Origin of the sequence: Enterobacter bugandensis, from assembly GCF_900324475.1 — a bacterium.
GTDB lineage: Bacteria > Pseudomonadota > Gammaproteobacteria > Enterobacterales > Enterobacteriaceae > Enterobacter > Enterobacter bugandensis.
On record NZ_LT992502.1, the window covers coordinates 3097711 to 3116189 of the forward strand.

General features: G+C 55.1%; 17 protein-coding genes. 1 reads left to right on the plus strand and 16 read right to left on the minus strand.

The genetic code is table 11. The features are described 5' to 3' along the window. The 13 genes from wcaI to DG357_RS15130 all read right to left on the minus strand — a co-directional run bounded on the left by wcaI (position 1) and on the right by DG357_RS15130 (position 12754). On the minus strand, positions 1-1224 hold the full coding sequence (gene wcaI / locus DG357_RS15070) for a colanic acid biosynthesis fucosyltransferase WcaI (RefSeq protein ID WP_045260413.1): 1224 nt from the start codon (positions 1222-1224) through the stop codon (positions 1-3). Further along, positions 1221-1700 (minus strand): GDP-mannose mannosyl hydrolase, encoded by a 480-nt coding sequence (locus tag DG357_RS15075; RefSeq protein ID WP_088204850.1) that lies wholly within the window; start codon positions 1698-1700, stop codon positions 1221-1223. Before DG357_RS15075 ends, wcaI begins: the two co-directional genes overlap by 4 nt. A gap of 2 nt (positions 1701-1702) precedes the next feature. Next, positions 1703-2668, minus strand: a complete 966-nt coding sequence (fcl, locus tag DG357_RS15080) for a GDP-L-fucose synthase (RefSeq protein ID WP_024908102.1) — start codon at positions 2666-2668, stop codon at positions 1703-1705. Between the two features lie 2 nt (positions 2669-2670). Further along, positions 2671-3792, minus strand: coding sequence for a GDP-mannose 4,6-dehydratase (gene gmd / locus DG357_RS15085; protein ID WP_003863514.1), 1122 nt, complete (start codon positions 3790-3792; stop codon positions 2671-2673). A gap of 24 nt (positions 3793-3816) precedes the next feature. Further along, positions 3817-4365, minus strand: coding sequence for a colanic acid biosynthesis acetyltransferase WcaF (wcaF, locus tag DG357_RS15090; protein ID WP_088204820.1), 549 nt, complete (start codon positions 4363-4365; stop codon positions 3817-3819). A gap of 15 nt (positions 4366-4380) precedes the next feature. After that, positions 4381-5127: a colanic acid biosynthesis glycosyltransferase WcaE gene (wcaE, locus tag DG357_RS15095; protein ID WP_088204819.1), complete on the minus strand. Its 747-nt coding sequence runs from the start codon at positions 5125-5127 to the stop codon at positions 4381-4383. A 16-nt stretch (positions 5128-5143) separates the two neighbouring features. Continuing rightward, on the minus strand, positions 5144-6364 hold the full coding sequence (wcaD, locus tag DG357_RS15100) for a colanic acid polymerase WcaD (RefSeq protein WP_028013797.1): 1221 nt from the start codon (positions 6362-6364) through the stop codon (positions 5144-5146). Further along, positions 6339-7553: a colanic acid biosynthesis glycosyltransferase WcaC gene (wcaC, locus tag DG357_RS15105; protein ID WP_108780338.1), complete on the minus strand. Its 1215-nt coding sequence runs from the start codon at positions 7551-7553 to the stop codon at positions 6339-6341. The genes wcaD and wcaC overlap by 26 nt, the downstream gene beginning before the upstream one ends. Next, the gene (gene wcaB, locus DG357_RS15110; RefSeq protein ID WP_045260418.1) at positions 7550-8041 is read right to left on the minus strand and encodes a colanic acid biosynthesis acetyltransferase WcaB; all 492 of its coding nucleotides are present in this window, start codon (positions 8039-8041) and stop codon (positions 7550-7552) included. The genes wcaC and wcaB overlap by 4 nt, the downstream gene beginning before the upstream one ends. Beyond that, positions 8041-8883, minus strand: coding sequence for a colanic acid biosynthesis glycosyltransferase WcaA (gene wcaA / locus DG357_RS15115; RefSeq protein WP_028013800.1), 843 nt, complete (start codon positions 8881-8883; stop codon positions 8041-8043). Before wcaA ends, wcaB begins: the two co-directional genes overlap by 1 nt. A 116-nt stretch (positions 8884-8999) precedes the next feature. Next, a complete protein-coding gene (gene wzc / locus DG357_RS15120) occupies positions 9000-11162 on the minus strand; it encodes a tyrosine-protein kinase Wzc (protein WP_041909110.1) in 2163 nt (720 codons plus the stop codon). 2 nt (positions 11163-11164) lie between these two features. Then, positions 11165-11608, minus strand: a complete 444-nt coding sequence (gene wzb, locus DG357_RS15125; protein WP_045629833.1) for a low molecular weight protein-tyrosine-phosphatase Wzb — start codon at positions 11606-11608, stop codon at positions 11165-11167. 6 nt (positions 11609-11614) lie between these two features. Then, the gene (locus DG357_RS15130) at positions 11615-12754 is read right to left on the minus strand and encodes a polysaccharide export protein (protein ID WP_014170829.1); all 1140 of its coding nucleotides are present in this window, start codon (positions 12752-12754) and stop codon (positions 11615-11617) included. 692 nt (positions 12755-13446) lie between these two features. Here DG357_RS15130 and DG357_RS15135 point away from each other — a divergent pair. After that, complete coding sequence (locus DG357_RS15135; RefSeq protein WP_047363153.1) at positions 13447-15030, plus strand: TerC family protein; 1584 nt, start codon at positions 13447-13449, stop codon at positions 15028-15030. A 92-nt stretch (positions 15031-15122) separates the two neighbouring features. On the opposite strand, the gene asmA is transcribed toward DG357_RS15135, so the two are convergent. From asmA to udk, 3 genes are all read right to left on the minus strand, one after another. Beyond that, on the minus strand, positions 15123-16973 hold the full coding sequence (gene asmA / locus DG357_RS15140) for an outer membrane assembly protein AsmA (protein ID WP_045260421.1): 1851 nt from the start codon (positions 16971-16973) through the stop codon (positions 15123-15125). A 22-nt stretch (positions 16974-16995) separates the two neighbouring features. After that, positions 16996-17577, minus strand: a complete 582-nt coding sequence (gene dcd / locus DG357_RS15145; RefSeq protein WP_028013805.1) for a dCTP deaminase — start codon at positions 17575-17577, stop codon at positions 16996-16998. Positions 17578-17668: 91 nt separating this feature from the next. Continuing rightward, entirely contained in the window at positions 17669-18310 is a 642-nt protein-coding gene (udk, locus tag DG357_RS15150; protein ID WP_008500855.1) for a uridine kinase, read from the minus strand. Between the last annotated feature and the right edge of the window lie 169 nt (positions 18311-18479).

Sequence of the window (18479 nt, forward strand, 5' to 3'; positions counted from 1 at the left end):
TTATCCCCGTATATCTGCAATAAATTGGCTCAGCACGTTCTCTTTCTCGAGCGTGCGTTCGGCATATTCACGTGCCACCGTGTTCACTTTTGGCATGGCGAGTGCCTGTTCAATGCCGGTGACCAGCGCGGGAACGGATTCCGGCTCCACGCACACGGCAATCCCCGGATAGCTGCCACACAGCTGGCCTAATTCAGTTTCGGCTTCGGCCGTAATCACCGCGTTACCGCCCACTGCCAGAATGTTGGTCAGCTTGGACGGCAGCACCGCATCCGCCGCGCCGCGTTTTTGCACGACCAGATGGCAATCCGCCATTTTCAGCAGCGCAGGCAGCGCGTCGTACGATTGCAGCGGGAAAAACTTCACGTTGGTCAGGCCGCGTTCACTGGCCATCTTTTCCAGCCGCGCTTTTCCCCCGCCCTGTCCGACAATCACAAACGTCCACGGCTGTTCGATCAGCAGCTGGGCCGCTTCAATAACGCTCTCCAGCCCCTGCTTTTCGCCAATGTTGCCTGAGTAAAGAATGATTTTTTGGTCTTCAGGCAAGCCGAGCCGGGCGCGCAGCGCCTGAGCCTCTTGCTCCGTCACGTCGCGAAAACGCGCCACTTCGGACCAGTTCGGGAAGAAGATCACCTTCTCCGCCGGGACGCCCTTCTCCTGCGCTTTGTTCATCATCGAGCGCGAGATCGTTGAAACGTAATCCACGTTATGCAGGCCGCTGCGCTCAAAGGCGCTGGCGAGCTTCGCCACCTTGCCGCCCTTGCCTTTCCCGGCCATACCCAGACCGAGCATGGCGTCCACTTCATAATCCTGAATGTGCAGCAGGGTGCGCGCGCCGGAGAGTTTTCCCAGCAGGCGCATGCCCGGCGTGCAGAACAGCGTCGGCACCACGCCGATAATGCGATCCGGCTTCCAGCGACGCTGCGCCATCAGCGGGAAGAAACTGCTGAGGGCAAAGCTGCCCAGATGAATTAAACGTTTCAGCGTCGAGGGCTGTTTCGGCACGTAGAGCGGGCAGCGCCAGACGGTCGCGGCCCCCTCTTCGCGGCGATAGCGCCAGCTGGAATAGCGTTCGCCTACCTTCCACTCCGGGTAGTACGGCGGGGCAGTAATCACCCGCACGTCATGTCCCTGGCTCGCCATCCACTCCACCATCTCGCCGGTGTATTTCCCGATACCGGTTAATTCCGGCGAGTAGTTAATTCCGTAGACGAGGATTTTCATAGTCCTGGCACCTCGGCCTGACGTTCCGCGAGGAAGTACGCCCGACTGTTGTCATGGACGTTGTCGCTTGCCAGCAGCGCCTCTGGCGTTAGCCAGCGGTAATCGTCATGCTGAGAATCAGGCAGACGCAGGTCTGCCTCACTCACCTTCAGGCGGAACCCCAGCACGACGTAGTGCGTGGAGAACCCGGTGCCTGAAAAGTTATCGTCATAGAAGTGCTGCCAGACCCCGTAAAACTGGCCCGCTGCCATCGGCAGCTGCAGGCCCAGCTCCGCCAGAGTGAGACGCTCAAACGCATCAACCAGCGTCTCATCCTTCTGCACGCGCCCGCCGGGCACGAACCAGAAGCCCTGTGCAGGACGATTGGTTCGTTTCCCCAGCAAGAACTCGCCGCGTTCGTTCTCCACGATCAAATCAATCGAAATGAGCGGAGTGGAACGCACTACCGTGGCAAAATCTTCCTGACTTAAAAACATCATTACCCCCGGAAGCGGTGCTGGTTTTCCAGGAACCACTGGTAGGTGCTGGCCAGCCCCTGCTCCAGTGAGACCTCGTGATACCAGCCCAGCTGATGCAGACGGGTCACGTCCAGCAGCTTGCGCGGCGTGCCGTCCGGTTTGGTCGCGTCAAACACCACGCGGCCCTTGTAGCCAACCACCTGCGCGATGGTCTGCGCCAGCTCGCGAATGGTGCAGTCCACGCCGGTACCCACGTTAATGTGCGACAGCATCGGCTCGGTGTTTTCCTGCCACACCTCGCGATCCAGCTCCATCACGTGAATGCTGGCAGCCGCCATGTCGTCCACGTGCAGGAACTCGCGCATTGGCGTCCCGCTGCCCCACACCACCACGTCCGGGGCGTTTTCGGCAGTCGCCTCGTGGAAGCGACGCAGCAGCGCCGGGATCACGTGCGAGTTGCTCGGGTGGAAGTTATCGTGCGGTCCATACAGGTTAGTCGGCATCACCGAGCGATAGTCGCGGTTGTACTGACGGTTGTAGGACTCGCACAGCTTGATCCCGGCAATTTTGGCAATCGCATACGGCTCGTTAGTGGCTTCAAGCGTGCCCTGCAGCAGCTCGCTTTCGGCAATCGGCTGCTTCGCCATCTTCGGGTAGATACAGGATGAACCGAGGAACAGCAGCTTGTTCACGTTGTGCAGATGCGCCGCGTGAATGATGTTGCTCTCAATCATCATGTTCTCGTAGATGAAATCCGCCGGGTAGGTGTTGTTAGCGACAATGCCGCCCACCTTCGCCGCCGCCAGATACACCTGGTCAATGCGTTCGTTGGCAAAGAAGTCCTGTACCGCACGGCTGTCGAGCAGGTTCAGCTCGTCACGGGTGCGGACAATTACCTCTACGTCACCGCGCTGTTCCAGCTGGCGGACAATCGCGGAACCCACCATTCCGCGATGACCGGCGACAAAAATACGTTGTTTTGTCATTCTCAGGACTCCAGCGCGATGGCAACCTCGTAGCCATGAGACTTGAGCAGGGAGTGTTTTTTCGCTGCTTCAAGATCTTTGGCCACCATCTCGGAAACCATCTCCTGCAGAGTGGTTTCTGGTTTCCAGCCCAGCTTCTCGTGCGCTTTGGTTGGGTCGCCCAGCAGGGTTTCTACTTCAGCAGGACGGAAGTAACGCGGGTCAACCTGCACAATCACGTCGCCTGGCTTCACGCCCGGCGCGTCGTGGCCGGTCACGGATACAACGATACCCTTCTCTTCCACGCCGGTGCCTTCGAAGCGCAGTTTGATGCCCAGCTGCGCCGCAGCCATCTCAACGAACTGACGCACGGAGTACTGCACGCCGGTCGCGATAACGAAGTCTTCTGGCTGTTCCTGCTGCAGCATCATCCACTGCATTTTCACGTAGTCTTTGGCATGGCCCCAGTCACGCAGGGAGTCCATGTTGCCGAGGTGCAGGCAAGATTCCAGACCCTGAGCGATGTTGGCGATCGCACGGGTGATTTTGCGGGTCACGAAGGTTTCGCCGCGACGCGGAGATTCGTGGTTAAACAGAATGCCGTTACAGGCGTACATACCGTAGGATTCACGGTAGTTCACGGTGATCCAGTAGGCGTACAGTTTTGCTACCGCATACGGAGAGCGCGGGTAGAACGGCGTGGTCTCTTTCTGTGGAATTTCCTGCACCAGGCCGTACAGCTCGGAGGTAGATGCCTGGTAGAAGCGAGTTTTCTTCTCAAGACCGAGGAAGCGAATCGCCTCCAGCAGACGCAGGGTACCCATGGCGTCAACGTCAGCGGTGTATTCCGGGGACTCGAAGGAGACCGCAACGTGGCTCATCGCCCCCAGGTTGTACACTTCATCCGGCTGTACTTCCTGCAGGATACGGGTCAGGTTGGAGGTATCGGTCAGGTCGCCGTAGTGCAGGTGGAATTTCGGGTTTGCCGCGTGAGGATCCTGATAGATGTGATCCACACGTTCGGTGTTAAAAGAAGAGGCACGACGTTTAATACCGTGCACTTCATACCCTTTCTCCAGCAGCAGTTCTGCCAGGTAAGAACCATCCTGCCCGGTAACGCCGGTGATGAGAGCGACTTTAGACATGTTTATATTCCTCTACTTATGAATTTAATCAGTTTCAACGCGTTCGCGTATCACCACTGCGGGGTTGCCACGGCAAATTTTATTTGCCGGTAGCGATTTAAAAACGCTGCTGCGGGCACCGACTACCGTGCCATCGCCAACAGAAATACCTGGTGCAACAAAAACATCCGTTGCCAGCCAGCACTTTTCACCGATCACAATAGGCGAAGCGGTAATATCAAAATGCGGGCTCATAAAGTCGTGGCTGCCGGTGCACAAATAACACTTCTGTGAAACCACCGAATTTGCGCCAATCGTAATCTCGCCCAGGGTATATAACACCGCGTCATCCCCTACCCAGGCGTAATCCCCGAGGGTTAATTTCCAGGGGTAGGTAATCTTTACCGAAGGTCGAATAACTACGTTTTTTCCGATTTTTGCGCCAAACAGGCGCAATAAAAAGGCTCGCCAGCGGTACAGTATTTGCGGTGACCAGGCAAATAAGGTTGCCTGAACCGCCCACCATAACTGTACCTTAATACCGTTCCCGCCCCGAAAACCTTTCGGTACGGAGAAACCTTTTAAATCCTGCATTGCGTTTCCTTATATTCAGGCTTTGTTATATAAGGTTTTCGTTTTACCTGTCGTACGCAGGCGTAATAAATAAGACAATTCCGCCCAGAATCCCGGCACGCGTAATATTTGACGCTGCACCTTTTTTGCATCCTGGCATAATTCCAGATTATTAGACGTTGACACGCCGCCCATCGAAAATTCAGACACCAGCCCTTTAATTCGACGGAACGGGTAACCTGATTTATACAGGCTGGCGGCCAGCGCATAATCGGATGACACCTTGTACTGCAAATCGTAAGGCTGTTTTTTCAGACCGTTTACCGGGAAGAAAATGGCCTGATGGCTGGCTGGCAGGCTGTGGTAGATATACCAGCCTGGCTTGGCGCTGCGGCAGACTTTATGCCCGTCGCCAAAATCGAGCAGCGCATCGCCAATATACATGGCATCCTCTTTCTGGCGCGCCAGCTGACGGGCAAACAGCGCCACGTCGTCGTGGAAAATATCGCCGGAGTTGAGGAAGATGGCATAACGGCCCTGGGCCATATCAATGCCCTTGTTCATCGCATCGTAGATGCCTTTATCTTTCTCGCTGATGTAGCGTAAGTTGAACTCACCGTTGAGTTTTTCCAGAAACTCCGCCGTGCCATCGTTCGAGCCGCCGTCGACCACGATCCACTCAAAGGTGAGGCTTGGATCGCGCGCCAGGTTGCGCAGCGAGCGCCAGGTTTCTACCACCCCTTCGTAATTACGAAAAGCGACAGTAATGACGCTAAGAAACATAAATCACCTCATTTCGTCATACGTTCGTAATATTAAGCGCCTTACGCAAAATAAACGGACAGACAATCAAGAAAGCATATTCCGGGCTAAATATTGACCCGGTAAAAAACAGCGACACCGGCGTAAAAAGATAAAGCTGCACGCGAAAGTTCTGGTTATCACCAAACGCGTTGATCATCATTTTGAAAACTTTAAACAGATACCACAGCGTCAACAGTACGGCGAACCATGAAAAATAAATAATTAACAGATACAGACCATTGTCTATGGTTTTACCGACATCCGCACCGTTAAAGATTCCGAATGATGCAACATATTCGTAAAGTGAGCCGAATCTTACTACACCATCGATATGGGTTAAGGAATAACCCACCATCACCAGCGGACCAATGATGCGATAATAGGACGATGACCCTTCCGTTCCCAAATCACCCAGACGTTCTGAAATGTACGGAAACGCGAATATGACGCCTACTAAAAATACCGTCAGAGAGATTATCGCCAGCGGCAGTTTTTTCTTAATCGCATCTTTGTTCAGGTACTGGAACGCCCACTCCAGCAGGTAAAACAGGATAAATGTCATTACCCCTGAGAACGATCCAGACAGAACGATTCCTGCAAGAATCATAGCATCGGTCTTAGGCGTTTTGATACCAAACTGTTTGATGCTGAGCCAAATTGAGATTAACGCCAGAGCGAAAAACGCCGGTTCAAAATAGAGCGCCGTTGTACGCTTCCCACCAAACTTAATGAAGTTCAGTACATAGCTGTTACTGTAAATGAGATATTTCGAAATTATCTCCATCAGGCTGCTGCCACCGGTCAAAATAATCTGCGCCATTTCCAGTGCGGCAAGCACAACAATTAACGCAACGGCAATATAAAAGAACCTGAGGATTTTCCGATAATTGTGCGGTGAAATAGTTTTGAAGCGAATACTCCAGACCATGCCAATAATAATAACGATATAAACAAACAGCATGGTTGAAGTGACATATTTACTGGCATCCAGCGACTGGCCAAAGATGTAGTTAAACAGCGTCAGGCCCGTGCCCAGCCCCAGGGCAATCATCAGCTTCTTCAGGTTGATTTTATCGACATACAGCAGAAGCAGAACGGGCAAAAAAGTCACGATGGTTATCGGGAAGCTTTCGCCGAGCTGGGCAATTTTGACGTTGACCAGCAGGTAGATCAGCGGCAGCAGCAGATAACTACAGATTCTGATAGAACGAGACATACTCCTCCAGCATCTGTTGTCCACTGTAGGCCTTGCGGCTGCGGTTGCGGAACGATTCCAGGTCAGTGCCAAAAACGGCCTCGGCGATCTGCGCCTTCGGCAGTTGCACCAGAGGCAAAACCTCGTGCGCGGCGAAGGTTTTTCCGCCAGATTTTTCCAGCACTTCGCGCGCTGCATCGCTGTGGGTGGCAATCACCGGCACGCCGATGGAGAGCGCCTCGCAGAGGATCAGCGGGTAATTATCAACGCGAGAGCTGAACACCAGTGCGTCCATACCATTCAGGGCGCTCATCAGCTTGCGCTTGTCGGTTTCAAACCCGTGATTCACCACGTTAGCGCCTTCGAACGGGGAAAACTTGCCGAAGGTGTGCAGTTCAATTTTGTCGCCGAGCGCCATCATGTCGCGCACCAGCTGCTGGTTGGTTTTGCCGTCGTAGCGCAGATCGTGCGCAACGATGGCAATTTTCGGTTTGCCCGCGGTTTCCGCCACCGGCGTCAGCTCGGCCAGGATGGCTTCCGTCGCCACGTCGATACCGTTGTTGATAATCTGACAGCGCCCTGCCCCATACAGGCTGTTGAAGGCGTCGGCCACGTGCTGGCTCGGGGAGATAAACGTGCAGCCGAGCGAAAGCATGTCGCGGAACAACTGACGCTTTCCGTCTACCAACTGATGCGCGCGATCCACTTTCACCGGCGGATAGTTGCTCAACGTCGGGCATTTCTGGCAGCTATCTTTCCAGCCTTCGCAGCCGTCGGTAAACGCGCAGCGTCCGGTCACGCTCCAGTGATCGTGCAGCGTCCAGACGAAGCGGGTGTCGGGCTTGTGGGCCTGCACCTTCTGACAAAACGCCACCACCTCTTCCAGATTCAGCCAGTAGCTGTGCAGCACGTGAAAATGCAGCACAACCGGGCCGGTAGTGCGGGTCACGGTGCGATAAAGACTGTTCAGGTTGCCAAACAGATCGCGGTTAAACAGGCGGAACAGCGCAATGTTGGCAACAGAGGTCAGACGCGGCGTGTGCTTGTGCACCTGCGGGAAGTTATCATGGCTGACGCTTTTCTTGCCGCCTTTGCCGTAGCCGTAATAAACCGGGACTGAGTCCTTTTGCAGGGCACGCTGGTGCAGATCCAGCGCCACGCCTGCCGCTCCGCCTTCTGCGAGGCGTACGTTAAATTGCAGAATGTTCATTTAATCACCTTCACGCGGGCTTTCTCACCCACCACCAGCGCGTTATCCGGAATGCTGTCCAGCACCACGCTACCCGCCCCGATCGTCACGTTGTTACCAATCGTAATGTCGCCAATCATCACCACGTTCGCCCCCAGCTCGACGTTATTGCCGATCACCGGGCAGGCCAGGCTGTCCGGCCCGCGGTTACCGATCGTCACCCCGTGGCGAATGGTGAAATCATCGCCCGCAACCACGAACTTGTTGATCACCACCGCATAGCCGTGGTGGATGGTAAAGCGGCGGCCAATGGTGGCAGCGGCCTGGATTTCATAGCCAAAAAAGCATTCGGTGATGATGCGGTACAGCACCAGAATCGGTGCCGCCCAGATATTGTTCAGTACGTTTTTTTTGCGCCACACCGAGCAAAAGTGCGCGATGCGGTACGCCAGAACCATGCAGCACGGGCGCAGGCTCCAGCTGTTTGCGCGGCAATCTTCCAGAAACATTATTTCCCCCGAAGCCCGTCAGCCAGACGCTTGCCGTTACGCACCGACAGCAGCGTCAGCAGGGTGCGCCAGTTCATGCGCTTATTGCGGATCTGATACAGGGTAAAGAGCTGATACTTACGGCTGGCACGGTCAAACTTGTCCTTGTGCTTGCGATAAAAATGGAAGTAGCCTGAAAACTTCTTCGGTGAGGAGGTGATCTGCATCTCCCCGTGGTTGATGTGCAGGATCTGCGTGGCCTCTTCCACTTTCCACGGCTCGCCGTACTCCACCACCATCCGCAAGAAGATGTCGTAATCCTGCGCGGCCTTCAGTTCGGTATCGAACAGGCACTCCTTAAAGCGCCACGCCCAGGTAAAGACCTGATTACCGATAATGTTGCGCTTGTAGAACAGGCGACGGGAGTACGGTGATTTCGGGTACAGCGGCAGGCTCGCGGGCTGCGAGTAAACCTCGCCCTGGCAGACATAGTCGTTGGCATACAGAAAAGCGTGCGTGACCAGCTGCTCTTTATGCGAAAGGAAGACGGACAGGCGGTTCGGCGTCCATTCGTCGTCATCGTCGATGCCGGTCAGATACTGCCCTTTGGCCTGCATAATCGCCTGATTACGCACCGCGCACGCCCCGGAGTTAATCGGGTTATGGGTATACATCACGCGCGGATCGTTAAGTTCGGTGACAAATTTTTGCAGCTGTTCATACGAGGAAGAACAGTCATCCACGATGATCAGTTCCCAGTTATCGTAATCCTGACGTAAGACCGACTTAATAGCGCGGATCGCCAGCTGCTGACGGTTCCATGTCGGCATATAGATAGAAACTAAAGGGCGTTGTGTGGTCATCTTTTCCTCCTACCCCTCACCCCGGCCCTCTCCCCTGAGGGGAGAGGGTGAAAGGCGGCACCGGACAGTTCCCTCTCCCCTCAGGGGAGAGGGTTAGGGTGAGGGGGGGTGTTTTGTTATTTGCTGTCAGACTTGTATTCGTACTCGTAATAACCGTAATCCTGGTACCCGGTCGCACGACGGAAGATGGAGTTCAGGATGACCCCTTTCACCTCAATGCCGTTCTGCTCGAAGCGGCTCAGGCTGGTTTCCACTTCCTTCAGGGTGTTCACCGCATAGCGCGCCACCATCAGCGTGGTACCCGCATGACGGCCAACCACGGCGGCATCGGTCACGGCCAGAATTGGCGGCGTATCGATCAGCACCAGGTCATAGTTTTTGCTCGCCCACTCAATCAGCTGGGTGAAGCGTTCGCTCATCAGCAGTTCAGACGGGTTCGGCGGTACCTGACCACGCGGGATCAGGTCGAATCTCGGAATCGAGGTCGGCTTGGCGCTCTGGCTAATCTCTCCCTGACCCAGCAGGATTTCCGACAGACCGTTCACATTGTTGGTGCCCAGCAGTTCGTGGGTATAACCCTTACGCATATCGCAGTCGATCAGCAGAACGCGCTTGTTGGTCTGGCTCACCACGGCCGCCAGGTTGGCACAGACAAAAGTCTTACCGATAGACGGGCTGACGCCGGTTAACATCAGGACGTTGTTTTTAGCCTGCATCATGGCGAAGTGCAGACTGGTACGCAGGCTGCGGATCGCTTCAATCGCCAGGTCGGTTGGGTTACCCACGGCCAGCAGCTGGCTCTGTTTGTAACGCTTAACGCCCTTGATGGTCTTGACGCTGTCACGGGATTTTTGCCACTCAGACAGCGGAATGCTGGCATAGACGTTGATACCACTCTCTTCCAGCACCTGCGGGCTTTCGATACCGCGGTTGAACAGCGAGCGCAGCAGGACGCCAACGATAGAGAGCATCAGGCCAAGAATAATGCTGCCGAGAATAATCAGCGCTTTCTTCGGCTTCAGCACGCCAGGCTGGGTAATGGCCGGGTCGACGATGCGCACGTCGCCCACGGTGCTGGCCTCGGTGATTTTCAGCTCCTGCTGTTTGTTCAGCAGCTGCATGTAAACCTGCTGTCCGGACTCCACGTCGCGGGTCAGGCGCACAATCTCCTGCTGCGTTTTCGGCATCGCGGTCACGCGGTCGTTCAGCTTCGCCTTCTCTTCTTCGAGAGTGCGGCGCTTCTCCAGCAGCGTGCGGTAGGCCGGGTGGCGTTTGGTGTATAGCTTGGAAATCTCTGCCTCTTTGAAGGTCAGCTCGTTGAGCTGCGCATCAATATTTACCATCGAGTCGAGAACCGATTTCGCCTCCAGCGGCAGGTCGACGGAGTCTTTATCCTGACGGTAGGCATTCAGCTTGTTCTCGGCATCATCCAGACGGGCACGCACTTCCGGGAGCTGTTTAGCGAGGAACGCCAGGCTTTTCGCCGCTTCCGCCGACTTGCGCTCGACGTTCTGCTCAAGGTAGTTGCGGGTAATGCTGTTCAGGATGTCGCGAATTTGATCCTTATCTTCACCGGTAAAGGTCATGCTCAGCACGCCGGTGTCCTTACCGTTTTCGGTGACGGTCAGGTTGTTCTGCAGATTGTTGATCATTCCCAGCGTGGAGAATTTGGTGACGGTGAATTCACCGCCCTCCTGGGCGTGGATCGCGCTAACCATCATGCTAACGCCGTCTTTGTTCAGCATCTGCCCCACTTCGCCGCGTGCGCTAAAGCCCGCATCGCTGGTCAGCTGATACTGTTTCGGGCCCAGCACCGTCAGGGTAAAGGTTTGATCCCCCGCCCCTTTAGGCAGCACAAAGTCAGTGACCTTTACGGTGTCATTGCTGCGCCCCATCAGACGGTCCCAGCCGGCACCGAAGATCGGGAACGTATTTTTGGTGACGGAGATGTCGAGTCCGAGGTCGTGAACCGTTTTACCCAGCACCAGACGCGACTGGATCAGCTGAATTTCAGCGTCGGATGCTGGCGGTTTGTTCGCCAGCGCGGAGCCGATATCCTGCACCAGCGAGTTGCCGGTATTCTGCTCGATCTGCACCAGCGCGTCGGCGCTGTAGATAGGTGTGGCGAACAGCGTATACACGACGGCCGCTGCGGCAAACACGGCGGTAATGCCAAGCACCCACCACTTTGCCTCGATAACCGTGCCGACCAGGCGACCAATATCAATTTCATCACTGCCCGAAGTCGGGGCGGCAGAAGGTCTTGTTTTTTCTGTCATTGTTATCCCTGCTGAGCTTTCAGTGCCTGCGCCCACTGTTGGGCAGACTGGTCAAGTAAGGTGTAAACCGCCTCGAAGGCTTCATGGCTCTTGCGATACGGATCGGGGATTTCGCGTTCGTTGTCCCAGTGACCAAACAGCATCACCTTGCCGCGCATCTCCGGAGCGATATCGCATAGCGCATGAATATGGCGTTTTTCCATTGCCAGAATCAGGTCATACTCCCGGCACATGCGGCCGGTGACCTGGCGGGCGATATGCCCGTCAAGAGAAAGGTTGTGATCGCGGGCCACGCTCGTGGCGCGCTCGTCGGCACCTTTGCCCACCAGCGCGCCCAGCCCTGCGGACTCGACCGTTAACTCGGGCTGGTACTGTTTCAACAGCCGTTCAGCCGTGGGGGAACGGCAAATGTTCCCCACGCATACCACCAGAATTTTGTTAAACATCGCGGATTACCAGGTATGAATGTCGCGCGCCGTATCCGTCATGTAGCGAACGCCACTGATGGTTGGCAGCAACTGGTTGATCAGACGGTTCCAGCGGGCAACCGGCGCGGTGGTGACGTAAACCACATCGTATGGCTGGAGACGGAACTCCGTCGCCATCACCAGAGACGTCGCATCGGACATATCCAGCTGGTAGATGTTGGCAATCTTGCCCTTCGCGCTGCCTTCACCCTTCAGCGGACGGATGACGAAGATACCGGTCGCGTTAGAGGTGGTCAGATCGATACCTTCAGCATTGCCCAGCGCTTCGGTCAGGGTCATGCCGCTGAAGTCCATTTTGAGGGTGCTCTGTTTCTTCACTTCACCCATCACGAAGACTTTCAGATCGTCGTTGCGCGGTACGTAGAGAATATCGCCCGGATAGAGCAGGCGGTTCTGGGTCAGGTCGCCGTTTTGCATCAGCGCCTGCAGCGAAATGCGCTGCTCTTTGCCGTTGTGGGTCAGCACCACGTTGCGCCAGTCGGCGCCGTCGGTTAAGCCGCCCGCGGCGTTAATGGCGTCCAGAACGGTGAGCGGAACGTTGGTGATGGCCTGCTGGCCGGATTTGTTCACCTGACCGGAGATATAGGCTTTTTGCGAGCGGAATGCGGCGATATTAACGTCCACCTGCGGGTCGGCGATGTACTGCGCTAAGCGGCCGGTAATATCACTACGGATCTCGGCAAGCGTTTTCCCGGCGACATGTACTTTACCAATGTACGGATAGAACATGGTGCCATCTGACTGTACCCAGTTCCCGGTGTCGCTTGAGCTGCGGTACTGGCCCGCTGGCGTGGTCAGTTCAGGGTGGTCCCAGACGGTCACGTTGATCACGTCGCCCGGCCCCACGCGATACTGATAGGAGGCAATTTCCTGGTCCAGAGACATATTCGGCTGGGCAACATTCGGACGTGGACGTAATTGTTCGACCAGACGTGGCGTAAGTGGATAAACATTCACCATTTTGTCGAGATCAAAATCGGCATCCTGTTGCTTGATCACATCCTTACCCATTGTTGACATATTGCTGCCGGGAAAGACCGTGCAACCACTCATCAAGGTCACAGACACCAATAATGGCATCAATTTCATTTTGGATTTCATCATTGATTATTTATCACTTTGGCAGAGTAATTATCCTGTGCAATTTAAATAAGCCTGAGACGTATTGGGTTTCAGCATGCAGTTAATCAAATAGAAATATAACTGGCATCAGTCCTAAAAAAAGCTTATTCATCCATTGGCTATTGACAGAATAATCGAGGCTGATTCACACGCTTCCAGGCACGCTACCGCCCTTGGCTTTCAGTTACCAATCCACTGACTAAACAATGTGTTATGGATAGACACCCTCTTGAGTAAGGTCTTCTGGAAATATATCAGCCGCTTGAAATACACAACGGATAATGAATGACCATTCCGAAGACCAAAACAATAATAGCAACAACAAGATTTAACATTTGATGCTGGGAGAATTGTTGCAGCTAACCTAATAGCAGGCAAGGAGACAACTGTCCTAATATCTGTTTTTAAGATTAATATTAAGAGCAAAGTTTTGACCTTTTAGGATTTTCTTTATATTGACAAAAAGAGAGTAAAAACCATTATCTGCGATATATCCTAAAAAGCACTCAAAATAATAAAATATACGTATTTTGCTTATTTACACTCACCTGAGACTGCTCTCTTTTTTACGCATCGTATTAAGAGAAATCTCAGCCCGACATTGCATTTTCCCCCAGCTTTATCCATGATCGAAGTGTGACATTCGTCATATAACAGAAGGTATTGCTATTACTATGGAATGGATTGCCGATCCATCAATCTGGGCCGGGCTGGTGACGCTGGTCGTCATCGAATTAGTGCTCGGTATTGATAATCTGGTGTTTATCGCCATCCTCGCTGAAAAACTGCCCCCTTCCCAGCGCGACCGCGCGCGCGTGACGGGTCTGCTGCTGGCGATGGTGATGCGTTTACTGCTGCTGGCCTCTATCTCCTGGATGGTCACGCTCACTCAGCCTCTGTTCTCCGTTCGCGGCCTGAGCTTTAGCGCGCGCGACCTGATCATGCTCTTCGGCGGGCTGTTCCTGCTGTTCAAAGCCACGGTGGAGCTTAACGAGCGGCTCGAAGGCAAGGACAGCGAGAACCCGACCCAGCGACGCGGGGCGAGATTCTGGCCGGTGGTGGCGCAAATTGTGGTGCTCGATGCAGTCTTCTCCCTGGATTCGGTGATTACCGCCGTCGGGATGGTGGACCATCTCGCCGTCATGATGGCCGCGGTAATCATCGCCATCACGCTGATGGTGATGGCAAGCAAAGCACTGACCCGCTTTGTGAACAGCCACCCGACAATCGTGATCCTCTGTCTCAGCTTCCTGCTGATGATTGGCTTTAGCCTGGTTGCCGACGGTTTCGGCTTCCACATTCCGAAAGGCTACCTGTACGCCGCCATTGGCTTCTCCGTCATGATTGAAGCGCTCAACCAGCTGGCGATATTTAACCGCCGCCGGTTTCTCTCCGCGAATCAGACCCTGCGCCAGCGCACGGCCGACACCGTGATGCGCCTGTTGAGCGGCAGGAAAGAGGATGCCGAGCTGGACGCCGAATCCTCTGCCCTGCTGGCCGATCACAGCGACGGGCAAATCTTTAACCCGCAGGAGCGGCTGATGATCGAGCGCGTGCTCAACCTGAATCAGCGCACGGTCAGCAGCATCATGACCTCCCGGCATGACATTGAGCATATTGACCTCACGGCACCGGAAGAGCAGATCCGCGCCCTGCTGGATAAAAACCAGCACACCCGCGTGGTGGTCACCGGCGGTGAAGAGGAAGAGGAGCTGCTGGGGGTGGTACACGTGATTGACCTGCTCCAGCAGCAGCTGCACGGCGAGCCGCTCAACCTGCGCGCGCTGGTACGCCAGCCGCTGGTTTTCCCAGAAGCGCTTCCGCTGCTCTCCGCGCTGGAGCAGTTCCGCAACGCGCGCACCCACTTCGCGTTTGTGGTGGATGAATTTGGTTCGGTGGAAGGGCTGGTCACGCTCAGCGACGTAATGGAAACCATCGCCGGTAATCTGCCAAACGAGGTGGATGAGATTGATGCCCGCCACGACATTCAGAAAAACGCAGACGGCTCGTGGACGGCCAACGGCCACATGCCGCTGGAAGACCTTGTGCAGTACGTGCCGCTACCGCTGGATGAAAAACGGGAATACCACACCATTGCCGGTCTGCTGATGGAGTATTTGCAGCGCATCCCGCAGCCGGGAGAAGAGGTTCAGGTGGGCGACTATCTGCTTAAAACCCTGCAGATTGAAAACCATCGCGTGCAGAAAGTGCAGCTTATTCCACTGCGGGATGAGGAAGAGCTGGATTTTGAGGTCTAGGTAAACCAAAACGGCAACCCCGTTGCCGTTTTAGTGTTTGCTCCCTCTCCCGTGGGAGAGGGTCTGGGTGAGGGCATCAGGCCGCACCGCCGTCAAAGCTTATCCAGAAGCTTCTTTACATCCTTGCCGTTCTGGGAATCTTTATTACGATCCGCCCAGCTGTTGAGCCGACGCTTCGCTTCATCCTGCAGATGCTTACGCAGGATCTGATCTACCTGAAGGCTGTAGTTCAGCGCCTGCCATTTGCCGTATACGCTAAGCGGAACCGGCGTCTCTTTGAGGAAGTCAATCAGCTTGCTTTCGCCCTGCCAGCCGGACAGCACCCGGACATTAAAGCGCGTGTCCGCCGTCTCTTTGACGAGATCCAGCGAGCCTTCTCCGGTTAACGACAGCATAGATGAAGTTCCCTGCATCCCGGCCAGCGTCAGCACCCCGTTATCCAGCGTCAGGTCAGTGGTGAAGCTGTCGAGGCGAGTTGCGCTGTCGTAGTTTTCCTGGGCTTTAACATCGCTGCTGCGCTCCACCGCCTGCTGAACCAGCTGCTGGAAGTTGAGCCCTTCCATTCGCGAATCTTTCAGGTCAACATGCGCCTCGCCCTGCCACTCACGGCGGAAGGCGTTGGCATCAATTTTGGTGCCTGAGAAATCGCCCGCCAGCGTCAGCTGACCCGTCAGGGATATCGGATAGTTAAAGGCTTTGAGGATGCTGCCAATCTCAACGTTGTCGAGACGCGGCTGGAATTCAGCGCTGGCAACGTCCTTACGCACGTCCAGCGTACCCGGAAGTGACAGGTGACCCACCCCCATTTTGCCGCTCAGTTCTGAAATTACCAGCAACCCGTTGTGGTTGAACATCTGGCCGCTCACGTCGGTAAAATCAATACCGCGCCAGCGCACGCTGTTGGCTTTCAGCAGAATATCCGCCGTGAAGCCGCGCAGCACGTTATAGTCAGGCTGTTCAAGGTTGGATGAGATAACCGGACGCGACACCGGTGACTGGCTTTGCCCCGTCTGCACGGCATCGCTGTCCGTTGCGCTTGCTGGCACCGGTGGCAGGATGTTCTCCAGGTTGAGCTTGTCAAACTGCAGGTTCAGCACCCACTTCGGCTTATCGTCGAGCGTGACGCTCGCCTGCCCTTTCAGGCTGCTGTCGTTGGCCTGCAGGTTAAGGTTATCCAGCGCCAGCTGTTTTTGCTCTTCGCGCCATACGGCCTGCAGCGTCCCCTGCCCGGCGATCCCCTGGGTCGGGAGATCCGCTCCCGTCAGCTGCCAGCTAAGCTGCTGGATGTCGGCCGTCAGCTGATGCGGATAGTCCGACGCATTCACGTTTGCATTCAACGAGAGGGACAGATCGCGCTGGTCGCGGTTTACCCGTCCGCTAAATTCCAGCGACGCAAGATGGTGTTCATCCTGTTCCATCTGCAGGTTGATGTTGCGAACGGTGACCTGCTCCTGATCCTCATGCTGGAACACCAGCACGCTATCGGCCACTTTCAGTTTGCCTATATCAAAGGACCAGCCCGTATCGGACGGTTCATCCGGTAAGGTATTCTCGCGCGGCGCAACCGGCGCATTCGCGTCGCGCACGGCTTCGGTCTGCGGGGTAAGCTGAATGACCGCGCCCTTCAGCATCACCTGATTAACCTGCAGCTGATGGGAGATGAGCGGGATCAGCGCCACATCGAGACGCATGTTGTCCGCAGAGACCAGCGGCTGTGCCGCGCCCGGCGCGGTTAACGACATGCGGCCAGAGAGAATGCTGAGCTGCGGCCAGACATGCCAGCGCAGCGGCCCGTCAAGCTTCAGTTGGTAACCACTGCGTGCCTCGACCTGCCGCACCATGTAAGCGCGGAAATCATTCGGGTTAACCAGCAGAACCAACGCCGAAAGGCCAGCAACCAGCACTACCAGCAAAATCATCAGCGTTGTCAGAACTCTTCTCATGGCATCCTCAATGGACTAACGATCAGTCTTTATCAATACGGCTGGCAACCGCACCCTGCTGGTCGCGGTATTTTGCGTCCTGGCGGCGGTTATAAGGCCTGTCTGCCGGGCCTGTGAGAGGTTCAAAGCTTAACGCACCGATCATCATTCCGGGGCGCAGCGCCAGCGGCAGTTTACCGGCGTTGAAGAACTCCAGCACGATACGGCCGGACCAGCCTGGGTCGATACGGTGCGCGGTCACGTGAACCATCAACCCCAGGCGGGCCAGAGAAGAACGGCCATCAAGCCAGCCGACGAGATCCGCAGGCAGGGTCACGGATTCATACGTCACCGCCAGCGCCAGTTCACCCGGGTGCAGATAAAAAGCTTCACCTTCGTCAATGATGATTTCATCACTCATGACGCGATCGAGCGCGGCGCTGACTTCATCCTTCGGCCCGCTGAGGTCGATGAACGGCGCAGTATGGCCGCTAAAGGTGCGGAATTTATTCCCCAACCGTACATCAACGGTCACCCCATTGATGCGCTCCACGGGGGGACGTGGGGTAATAGACAAGCGGCCTTCATCCAGCCAGGCTTCAATATCACGATCGCAAAGACGCATGGTTCTTTCTCCTTTCATGCATCGTACCCTGAGCCGTTGAACGCTCAGGGTAAAACCAGGTTATCTCTGAACGGTACACAATTCGCGCGGCTTATTCAAAAAACTGGCTGATTTTCGCTTTTAAGATATCAATAGCAATGCGGTTTTTGCCCCCGCGAGGCACGATGATATCGGCGTATTGTTTGGATGGTTCAATAAACTGCAGGAACATCGGACGGACCGTTTTCTGGTATTGCGCCATGACGGAGTCCATCGAACGGCCGCGCTCGTTAACGTCACGCTTGATGCGGCGCATCAGGCAGATATCCAGCGGGGTATCGACGAAGATGGAGAAGTTCATGGATTCACGCAGGCGGGCATCGGTCAGGAGCAGGATGCCTTCAAGAATAATGACCTTCTTCGGCTCGATGCGGATCGTTTCCTGGGTACGGGTGTGTTCTACGTAACTGTAAACGGGCAGTTCGATCGCCTGGCCGCTCTTAAGCGCTTCTAAATGCTGGAACAGTAAACTGTGATCCATCGCATTCGGGTGGTCGTAGTTGGTTTTTACACGTTCTTCCATCGACAGATGGGATTGATCTTTGTAGTAGCTGTCTTCGGGAATGACGCCGATATGCTCATCACCTACCTGTTCACGCAGTTCGCGATAAAGCGTACTGGCAATTAGACTTTTACCTGAAGCCGATGCGCCGGCGATGCCTATAATGACGCACTGATGAGACTTATCAGTCATAAATTTAGCGACCTGAATAACCTGGATGTTAAGGAAGGACGACGCCGGAGCGTCAAACGCGGCAATTATAGGGATTTCGCGGGCGTGATACCAGTCGAATGCGCAGGTTCTGCGAGACAGGCTGAAAAGTGGCGCATTGATCCCTGAGAGAAATTTTAATGACCGTTTT